Origin of the sequence: Actinosynnema sp. NPDC002837, from assembly GCF_040295345.1 — a bacterium.
Classification (GTDB): domain Bacteria; phylum Actinomycetota; class Actinomycetes; order Mycobacteriales; family Pseudonocardiaceae; genus Actinosynnema.
In genome coordinates this window covers 1-9,633 of sequence record NZ_JBEOVG010000165.1, presented here as the reverse complement: position 1 = coordinate 9,633, position 9,633 = coordinate 1, and the positions used below count along the sequence as shown (strand labels likewise).

Below are 9,633 nucleotides of genomic sequence, written 5' to 3'. Positions count from 1 at the left end.
GTGATCTGCCGCTGGTACCCGTCGACCAAGCGATGCTCGACCTGCGGGGAAGTGCTCGCCGATCGCGGAAGGGAGGGCCCTTGCCGTCTGACATCAGCTCCGCAGGCATCGCCCGAGTCGTCTCGAGCTGCGACTCGACCAGCCGCAAGGATGTTCTTCGCCGCGTTGAGGTCCCGATCGTGATGGGTGCGGCAGACATGACACGTCCAGTGCCGGACAGACAGTTCCAGTTCGGCGAGCACTTCCCCGCAGGTCGAGCATCGCTTGGTCGACGGGTACCAGCGGCAGATCACCGCGAGGGTGCGCCCGGCGCGGGCGGCCTTGTACTCGAGCTGGCGGCGGAACTCGCCCCAACCGGCATCGGCGATGGCGCGTGCCAACCTGCGGTTGCGGACCATGTTCCCGACTGCCAGATCCTCGATCGCGATCAGGTCTGCCGACCGCACCAGGTTCGTGCTGGTGCGGTGCAGGAAGTCGAGCCGGGCGTTGCGGACCTTCCGGTGGGCACGGGCGACCTTGACCTTGGCCTTGCGCCGGTTGTTCGACCCCCGTTGACAGCGGGCGAGTCTGCGCTGGTAGCGGGCGAGGTTCCGGGCTTTGCGATCCAGGTGGCGCGGGTTGGCGACCCGGTTGCCATCGCTGGTCACCAGGAAGTACCGCAAACCGAGGTCGGCGCCCACCTCGTGCCCGGTGGCAGGCAGCGATTTCGCGTCGTCGGTGTCGACGGCGAAGGTGACGTACCAGCGGCCGTCCGGGTTACGGGACACCACCACCATCGTGGGGTGCAGAGCGGTGACGTCCACTTGGTCGAAGGACCAGGTGAAGTTCAACGGCGCGGACGTCTTCGCCAGGGTGAGCGCGCCCTCGCGCATGCGGAACGCCGAGCGCGTGTAGTGAGCGGACCGGCGGCCGGCCCGGGACTTGAAACGCGGGTGCCGGGTGCGGCCGGCGAAGAAGTTGCGGAACGCCACCTGCTGGTGACGGAGGGTCTGTTGCAACGGCACCGACGACACCTCGGACAGGAACGCCAGACCTTCGGTCTGCTTCCACGCCGTCAGCAGGGCGTCAGCCTCCCGGTACGACGTTCGCTTGCCCTCGACGCGGTAGCGGCGGTCGCGTTCGGCCAAGGCCTTGTTCCACACGAGGCGCACACAGCCGAACGTCCGGTTGAGCATCGCGGCCTGTTCGGGAGTCGGATAGGCGCGGCATCGGTAGGCCGTTCGCACGTAGATCAGCATACTGAAGGAGTAACGATGAGTGCGGATCCGGTTGGTCGGCCTGCGTGCCGCCCATCTGAACCGTTTTCGCGTCACCGGGGCGGCCCAGGCGGGCGAGTTCTCCGCCGGAGCGCAGACCCCGGCCGTACCCAGGAGACCGAGTGACGGCGGTCGCTCGCCGCGCCCGGGGTGCGACCTCGGGCGCGGGGCGACTCGCCGCGGCGCTGCTCTCGCCGACCTTCGTCGTGCTCGGCCTGGTGGTCGGGTACCCGCTGGTGGCGGCGCTGCGCGAGTCGGTGTTCCGGGAGGGGACCGACCTCGACGAGAGCGGGTTCATCGTCGAGGGCGCGCGGTTCGTCGGTGTCGACAACTACACCGCGATCTTCGTCGGCGAGTCCGCCGCCCGGTTCTGGAACGCGTTCGGCAACACCACGGTGTTCACCGTCATCACGGTCGCCCTGGAGGTGCTGCTCGGCGTCGGCATGGCGCTGGTGATGCACCACGCGATCCGCTGGCGGGGCATCGTGCGGGCCAGCATCCTGGTGCCGTGGGCCGTGCCCACCGCGGTCTCGGCGTTGTTGTGGCGCTGGATCTTCCAGGCCGACGGCGTGGCGAACGCGTTGATCGGGCAGCAGGTCCTGTGGACCACCGAGGGCTGGCAGGCGAAGTTCGCGGTCATCCTCGCGGACGTGTGGAAGACCGCGCCGTTCGTCGGCCTGCTCGTGCTCGCGGGGCTGCAGATCATCCCGAACGACGTCTACGAGGCCGCGCGCGTCGACGGCGCGTCGGCGTGGCGGCAGTTCTGGCAGATCACCCTCCCGCTGGTGAAGCCGGCGCTCCTGGTGGCCGTGCTGTTCCGGGTGCTGGACGCGCTGCGCATGTTCGACCTGCCGTTCGTGCTCATCGGCAGCCGCAAGGAATCGGTGGAGACGCTGTCCATGGTGGCCTTCGACGAGGCGTCGAGCCTCCGGTTCGGACCCGCCGCCGCGTACGCGACGATATTGTTCGTCTACGTGGCCATCACGGCCCTGGTGTTCGTGCGGTTGCTCGGCGCGGACGTCATCGGCGCCGCTCGGGAAAGGTCGCGAAAATGAGCGCCACGACCCAGACCAGCGGCAACGGCACGCTGTGGAAGCGGGTGCTGACCTTCGGCGGGCTCGGGCTGATCCTGGTCTACTGCCTGGCGCCGTTCTACTGGATGGCGGTGTCGGCGTTCCGCCGCCCGTCCGACCAGTTCGAGCTGACGGCGCTGCCGATGCCGTTCTCGCTCGACAACCTGACCGCGGTCTTCTCGCCCGCCGTCGGGTTCGGCCGGTCGCTGCTCAACAGCGTGGTGGTCGCGGGCGTCACCACGATCCTCACCCTGATCATCGGCGTGTCGGCGGCGTACGCGCTGGCCCGGCTGCACTTCCGGTTCAAGAACGCGGTCGCGGCGCTGATCATCGCCACCTCGATGTTCCCCGGCATCTCCCTGCTGGTGCCGCTGCTGGCGCTGTTCACCGACATCGGGTGGATCAACACCTACCAGTCGATGATCGTGCCCAGCCTGTCGTTCGCGCTGCCGCTGGCGGTGTGGAACCTGACCGCGTTCTTCCGGCAGATGCCGGAGGAGCTGGAGCAGGCGGCCATGATCGACGGCTGCACGCGGGCCCAGGCGTTCCGCAAGGTGATCCTGCCGCTGGCCGCGCCCGGCATCTTCACCACCGCGATCATCACGTTCATCGCGGCGTGGAACGAGTTCATCATCGCTTTGTCGATGGTCAACGACAGCACCATGCAAACTGCTACCGTCGCGATCTCCCGGTTCACCGGGGCGTACGGTTTCGACCAGCCGTTCGGCACGCAGATGGCCGCCGGCGTGATCGTGACCGTGCCGCTGGTCGTGGTGGTGCTGCTGTTCCAGCGGAGGATCATCGCAGGCTTGACCGCAGGTGGCGTCAAGTAGCCGCCTGGCGGTGTCAACGGCCGGTCGCCACGTGATGGGAGAGCCGTGGCGACCGGCCAATTAACTGCCCTGCCCCCTATCGGGTGAGTGGCGTCGATCGTGGTGGCCGGGCGGGCTTCCCCGCCCGGCCCCCGTCAGGGCAGGCGCCACTGCTGGGCGCCCGTGCCGTTGCACTCGTGGATCTGCAGCTGGACGCCGTTCACCGCGTTGCTGTTCGGCACGTCCAGGCACTTGCCGGACGGCGGGTTCACCAGCGTCGACCCCTTCGGCCACCACTGCTGCGCGCCCGTCCCGTTGCACGTCCACAGCTGCACCTTGGCGCCGTTGGTCCGCGCACTGCCGCTGACGTCCAGGCACCGCCCGAGCGCCCGCACCGTGCCGTCGGACGCCAGCGTCCACTGCTGCGCGGCCGAGGAGTTGCAGTCCCACAGCCGCACGGGCGCGCCGTCGGTCGGGCCTGCGGGCTCGGCGTCCACGCACTTGCCCGCCAACCCCACCACCGCGCCGGACCGCGCGGGGTTCGGACCGACGTCGAACGACGGCGGCGCGTCGGCCGCGGCGCTGCCCCAGGTCGAGGCCGTCGCGCCCAGGCTGAAGTCCAGCGTGCCGCCGGACGCGACGAACGACGCGGGCAGCCACGGCTTGGTGGACGCCACACCGTCGACGCGCAACGACTGCACGTACTTGACGGTGTCCGAGGCGTTCGGGGCCGTGATGGTGATGGTGGCGCCGTTGCCGCGCTTGACGGTCGTGCTCGGGAACTGCGGGCTCGCCAGCACCAGCTCGGCCCGTCCCGGCGCCTGCGGGTACAGGCCCAACGCCGCCCACACCGCCCACGACGACATCTCGCCCAGGTCGTCGTTGCCCACGATGCCCTCGGGTGTGGGCGGGAAGAGGGACGTCAACGCCCGCCGCACCACGTCCTGGGTCTTGTGCGGCGCGCCCGCGTAGGCGTAGGCCCAGGGCGTGTTGAGCGTCGGCTCGTTGCCCAGGTACGCGTACGGCTTCTTCGGCCCGGCGTTCAGCTCGGTGAAGAAGGTGTCCAGCCGCGCGGTGACGGCCGCGTTGCCGCCCATGGCGTCGAACAGCCCGCGGTGGTTGTGCGGCACCATCCACGTGTACTGGGCGGCGTTGCCCTCGACGTACTCGTTCTCCTGCGTCGGGCTGAACCCCGGCCACGTCAGGTCGGTGTTGCGCGGTTGCAGGTACTTGCTGCCCGAGTTGAACAGGCTGCGCCAGTTCTGCGCGCGCCGCAGGAAGTTCTCGGCGGTGCCCGCGTCGCCGAGCCGCGCCGCGAACTGGGAGATGGCGAAGTCCGCGCTGGTGTACTCCAACGTGGTCGCGGCCGAGCCCCACACGTCGCCCAGCCCCGTCGGCACGTACCCGTAGTCGTTGAACTGCAACCACCCCGGGCGCTGGCGGATGTCGTTCACACCCGCCACCATGCGGCGCAACGCGTCCGCGGTGTCGAAGCCCGTGCCGCCGAACGCGTGCGCGGTCGACACGATGATCGCCATCGGGTCGCCGTTCATCACGCCCGTGCCGCCGTTGGCGACCGTCCAGCGGTCGAAGTACCCGCCCTGGGCGGCCTGGTTCACCGCGGACCGCGCGATGTCGGCGGCTTCCGCCGGCCCCAGCAACGCGATCAGCGCGATCTGCGACCGGTAGACGTCCCAGCCGGAGAAGTTCGCGTACTGGGTCCTCGCGGTCGTGTGCGTCTGCCGGTCGAAGCCCGTGTACTGCCCGTTGACGTCGCTGAACACGTTGGGGTGCAACAGGGAGTGGTACAGCGAGGTGTAGAGCGTGCGGAGCTGGGTCGTCGTGCCGCCGGTGACGTCGATCCGGCCGAGCCAGGAGTTCCACGCGGCGCGCACGGCGGTCCGGACCTCGTCGAACGACCGCGTGCCGGTCTCGGCCGCGAGGTTGGCCTTGGCGTTGTCCAGGCTCACGAACGAGATGCCGACCCGGGCGGTGACCGTCGTCGCGTTGAACGACACGAACGCCGAGGCGGCGAACGGCCGCACGTCCTGCGCGGTGGCGGACGGCGCGGGCACGTGCTGCGTCCCGGCGGTCTTGGGCGCGGCGGGGACGTGGCCGGGGCTGCTGCCCTCGACCGCACGGCCGCCCGGCGTCACCTGGCCGTTCGCGATCGTGGCGGTGGAGGCGAACGGCTGGTCGAAGGTGACGTGGAAGTGCAGCCGGTACCGGTTGCCCGCGCCGCAGAACCCGCCGCTGTCGGTGTAGCCGGACAGGCTGTCGGTCCCGATGGTGACCGAGCCGCCGGCGGCGTTGAACGCGCGGGCGGCGTCGACGTTGAGCGAGGCCCGCTGGCCCGCCGGGTAGGTGAAGCGGGCCACGCCCGACCGCTGGTCGGAGGTCAACTCGGTGCGGATGCCGTTGTCGAAGCGGACCGAGTAGTAGCCCGGTGACGCCTGTTCGTTGGCGTGGGAGAACGTCGAGTAGGCCGCGGGCGTCGTGCCGAGGGACGGCATGAACGGCACGTTGCCGAAGTCGCTGCACCCCGGGCCCGACAGGTGGGTGAGGCTGAAGCCGCGGATCCGGTTGTCGTCGTAGTGGTAGCCGCCGTGCTGGTGGGTCACCGTGTCGGGGCTCCACTGGAGCATGCCGAACGGCGCGACGGCGCCGGGGAAGGTGTTGCCCGCGCCGCCGCCGTGCCCGAAGTCGGGGCCGCCGGGCTTGGTGCCGACGAACGGGTTGACGTGCTGCGCGGGATCGGTGACGGCGTGCGCCGTGCCGGTCTGGACCGGGACGGCGAGCGCGGCGAGGGTGAGTGCGGCGACAGCCGCGGAGCGGAGACGCATCTGAACCTCCGGCAGGGGTAGGAGGCCTGACAACGTTGTCAGGCCTCGATTCTCCCATCGAAGGTCCAGACCAGGAACCCGCTGCGCGGGGGAACGGCGCTGGGCCGGTGTTGTCCACCGGACACGGGTCACTGACCGGGGATCACTGAACGCGAAAGCCTCTATAGTTTCAGTGTAGACAAAAACCAATCACCACGCGCCCGGCAACCGCAAGCCCTGAGGCGCCGGAACGCCCGCGGGCCACAGCTCGACCGCCGACTCGGGGTCGATCCCCGACAGGTCGACGACACCACCGGCGAACCGCGCGCCGTCGAACGACACCGAGCCACCGGCGAACCGGGCGCGGTCGAAGGAGACGACCCCGCCCGCGAACGTGGCCGCGGCGAACGACAGGCGGCCGGTGATCGTGGCGTCGGCGAAGGTGACGCGGCCGGCGTCGGTGAACGTCGCGCCGGAGAAGTCGCCGCCGTCGAAGACCGCGCCGGTGAAGTCGAAGTCGTGGCCGCGCCAGGTGCGCGGGTCGTCGTCGGCGAGGTGCAGGTTGTCGCGGACGAGCCGGATGACGGTGAGCCGGACGTGGCGCTCCTGACCGGGGTCCCGCTGCGCGTCCTCGGCGGTGCCGTAGGGCTGGCGCAGGTAGGCGCAGAGCACGTCGATGCAGCCCTGGCGCGCTTCCGGCGCGTCGTTCGCCAGTGCCGCGAACGCGTAGACGCCCGCGATGCGCACCGAGGCGTCGGGCGCGCCGAGCAGCTCGGCCGCTTTGGCGTAGCGGTCGAGCAGCACCTTCGCGTCCTCGCGGTGGGAGTCGACCTCGTTGAGGCGCTGCCTCCGGTAGGCGACCGTCAACGCCACGACCGCGCCGACGCCGCCGACCACGGTCAGCACCACCTTCACCGCGTCGAGCCGCTCCTGGACACCGGTCGGTCGCCCCAGCACGCCCCACAGGAGCACCCCCACTCCCACCGCGACCGCCGCGGCCGACGCCAGCAGCAGGGTCACGTGCACGAGCAGCGGCATCGCCGGTGTCCGCGGCCGGCGGCCCAGGGCCATCGCGGCCCGGCGACCTCCGCCCGCCGAGAGCGCCGCCGCCACCAGGACGAAGACCCACACCGCCCAGTGCCGCCCGACCCACTGGCCGACCGCCACCGCCGCCTGCGCCCACCACCGGGGCGCCAGGCTCACGACCGCGGCGATCAGGGACGCCACCGCCAGCGCTTGCCGAGGGCGCGGTCCCCGGCGGAAACCGAGGACGGCTCGGCTCACCTGTAAGGGTTGCTCGCTCATGACGTCATGGTGGCGCAACCGACCCCGGGACGACGGCCTCGGCCGTGGGCGTGGCCGAGCCGTCATCCACCCTGATCGCCGCCGATGCGTTCGTCAGCCGATCGGCGCGGGGGAGTTGGCCTCCGGGACCAGGATCGCCGGTGCGCCGGACCCGTCCGCCGGCACCGCCCACACGTCGTTGGTCCCGTCGTCGCGTTGAACCCCGTAGGCGACGGTCCGGTCGTCGATCCAGGTCGGTTGGTCGTCCACGCTGCGGGTCTCGGCGAGAGGGGTGGCGGTCAACGTCTCCAGATCCATAATGGACAGTCGCCAGCCTTGCTGCGGGTCGCCGTTCACCGCCGCTTTGTAGGCGATGCGCTTCCCGTCGGGCGACAGGGACGGGCACTCCACGTCGTCCGCGATCGACCGGAGCGTGCGGGCGGCGAAGTCGCCCGCCATCAGGTAGCGGTGCCCTCCGGTGGACATGGTGGCGTAGAAGCGGTTGTCGTCGGCGGCGAAGGTGACGCCCCAGAAGTTGCGGTCGACGGCGGTGGCGGGCGTGCCGTCCACGGTGGCGGTGAACTCCTCCAGGGACGTGACCAGGGCGCCGGTCTCCGCGTCCAGGATGCCGGTGCTCGTGGAGAAGCCGTTGGCCGCGTACGAGTGGCCTTCCACGAACAACGTCCACGCCACCATGCGGCCGCTCGGCGACACGCGCGTGCGGTTGGGGAACCCGGTCAGCGGCACCGTCCGCACCTCCCTCGACCCCGCGTCCAGCACCGCCAGCCCACCCGCCTTGAACGCGCCGACCGGCCGCAGGCACGAGGTCGTCCCGCCGGCGCTGTAGGCGCGGTCGCACCGCTGCTCGGTCACCTCGCGGGGCCCGCCCGGATCGGACCGCGACACGGTGGACAGCCTGCCGTTGGTCAACACCACCAACCGCGGCCCGTCGACGGGGGTCGACGCCACCTCGTCGGGCCCGGGGGCGGACCACGCGGCGTACCCGACCGCGACACCCGCCAGCAGCACGGCGACCAGCGCGGTGATCAGCAGCCGTGCCCGGGTGGTCATGACCGCCGTCCCAGGAGCGCGACGGTGGCGGCCAACGTGAGCGCGACGCCCGCGGCGGCCAGGCGGGTGGCTGCCTCCGGGCCCCAGAACTGCCAGGCCAGGCCGAACAGCACGGACGAGCCCAGGTACGCCAGCGCCTGTCCGCTGTGGATCAGCGCGATGCCGGTCGTGCGCAGCCGCTCCGGCAGCAACGGCCCGGCCAACGCCATCAGCACGCCGTCCGTGGCCGCGTAGAACACCCCGTACAGCGCGACCACCACCACGACCGACCCCCACCCGCCGAACGGCCCGAACAGCAGCAGGTACACCGCCCCCAACGCCACGTACCCGCCCACCATCACCGGCAGCCGGCCGACCCGGTCGGCCACCGCGCCCAGCGGCGCGGCCAGCAGGAGGTAGACCAGGCTCGTGCCGACCGCGAGCAGCGGGAACCACCCGATCGACAGGCCTTCGCGCTTCTGCAGCAGCAGGTACACGAACCCGTCGCCGATCGTGGCCAGGCCCAGCAGCGAGGCCGCGAGCACGACCCGCCGCACGCCGCCGTCACGCCACAGCCCGCCGATCGCCTTGACCCGCACCGGTTGCGACGGCACCGCCGACCGGTGGTCGCGCACGAACAGCACCAGGATCACCACGCCCAGCGCCGCGACGCAGAAGCTGGTCATGAACACCGAGTCGAACGACTCACCGGCCAGCGCCAGCACGGCCAGGGCGACCAGCGGCCCGGCGAACGCTCCCACCCCGTCCATCGCCCGGTGCACGCCGAACGCCCGGCCGAGGTCGCCCGCGGGCGTCGACAACGTGATCAGCGCGTCGCGAGGCGCGGTGCGCAGTCCCTTGCCCGCCCGTTCGAGCGTGATCACCGCGCCGAGCGCGGCGGTGGAGCTGCCCACCGCCAACAACCCGAGCTTGGCCACGGCCGACAGGGCGTAGCCGAACCCGGCGACGGCCTTGCGCCGGTCGGTCCGGTCGGCGAGGTAGCCGCCGACGAGCCGGAGCAGGGTGGTGGCCCCGGTGTAGACGCCGTCGACGAGGCCGTAGGCGGCGGGGCTGAGCTGGAGCCCGACGACCAGGTAGAGCGGCAGGACGGCGGTGACCATCTCGGACGAGACGTCGGTGACCAGGCTGACCGTGCCGAGCGCGAGGACGTTGGCGCTGACGCCCTTCCAACCGGCGGTCTTGGGGCGGGTGATGGTGGACAGGTACACGGCGCACCTCCGGGACGGCAGGTGCCGCGCCCGCGAGCGCTTCTCGTGGGACCGGACCATCGCCGAGTTCGCCGCAATGCTGGTCGGCGGCGGCGGGGACCGGTCCG

General features: G+C 71.3%; 7 protein-coding genes. 2 read left to right on the top strand and 5 right to left on the bottom strand.

Features of this window, described 5'->3' with window-relative positions; translation table 11 throughout:
* The coding region (locus tag ABTZ99_RS44040; protein ID WP_499619096.1) for an RNA-guided endonuclease InsQ/TnpB family protein at positions 1-1,238 on the bottom strand (1,238 nt) is incomplete at its 3' end.
* Positions 1,239-1,378: 140 nt separating this feature from the next.
* Between ABTZ99_RS44040 and ABTZ99_RS44035 the strand changes: the two genes are divergently transcribed.
* Together ABTZ99_RS44035 and ABTZ99_RS44030 are read left to right on the top strand one after the other, a co-directional pair.
* Positions 1,379-2,311, top strand: coding sequence for a carbohydrate ABC transporter permease (locus tag ABTZ99_RS44035; RefSeq protein ID WP_498785350.1), 933 nt, complete (start codon positions 1,379-1,381; stop codon positions 2,309-2,311).
* On the top strand, positions 2,308-3,162 hold the full coding sequence (locus ABTZ99_RS44030; RefSeq protein WP_498785352.1) for a carbohydrate ABC transporter permease: 855 nt from the start codon (positions 2,308-2,310) through the stop codon (positions 3,160-3,162). Before ABTZ99_RS44035 ends, ABTZ99_RS44030 begins: the two co-directional genes overlap by 4 nt.
* Before the next feature lie 134 nt (positions 3,163-3,296).
* Here the strand turns inward: ABTZ99_RS44030 and ABTZ99_RS44025 are convergent, their stop codons facing one another.
* From ABTZ99_RS44025 to ABTZ99_RS44010, 4 genes are all read right to left on the bottom strand, one after another.
* Positions 3,297-5,984, bottom strand: a complete 2,688-nt coding sequence (locus ABTZ99_RS44025; RefSeq protein WP_499619094.1) for a lectin — start codon at positions 5,982-5,984, stop codon at positions 3,297-3,299.
* A 189-nt stretch (positions 5,985-6,173) separates the two neighbouring features.
* Complete coding sequence (locus ABTZ99_RS44020) at positions 6,174-7,268, bottom strand: pentapeptide repeat-containing protein (protein ID WP_499619093.1); 1,095 nt, start codon at positions 7,266-7,268, stop codon at positions 6,174-6,176.
* A gap of 93 nt (positions 7,269-7,361) precedes the next feature.
* On the bottom strand, positions 7,362-8,318 hold the full coding sequence (locus ABTZ99_RS44015; RefSeq protein WP_499619091.1) for a hypothetical protein: 957 nt from the start codon (positions 8,316-8,318) through the stop codon (positions 7,362-7,364).
* Positions 8,315-9,526, bottom strand: coding sequence for an MFS transporter (locus tag ABTZ99_RS44010; protein ID WP_498785361.1), 1,212 nt, complete (start codon positions 9,524-9,526; stop codon positions 8,315-8,317). Before ABTZ99_RS44010 ends, ABTZ99_RS44015 begins: the two co-directional genes overlap by 4 nt.
* Positions 9,527-9,633: the final 107 nt, after the last annotated feature.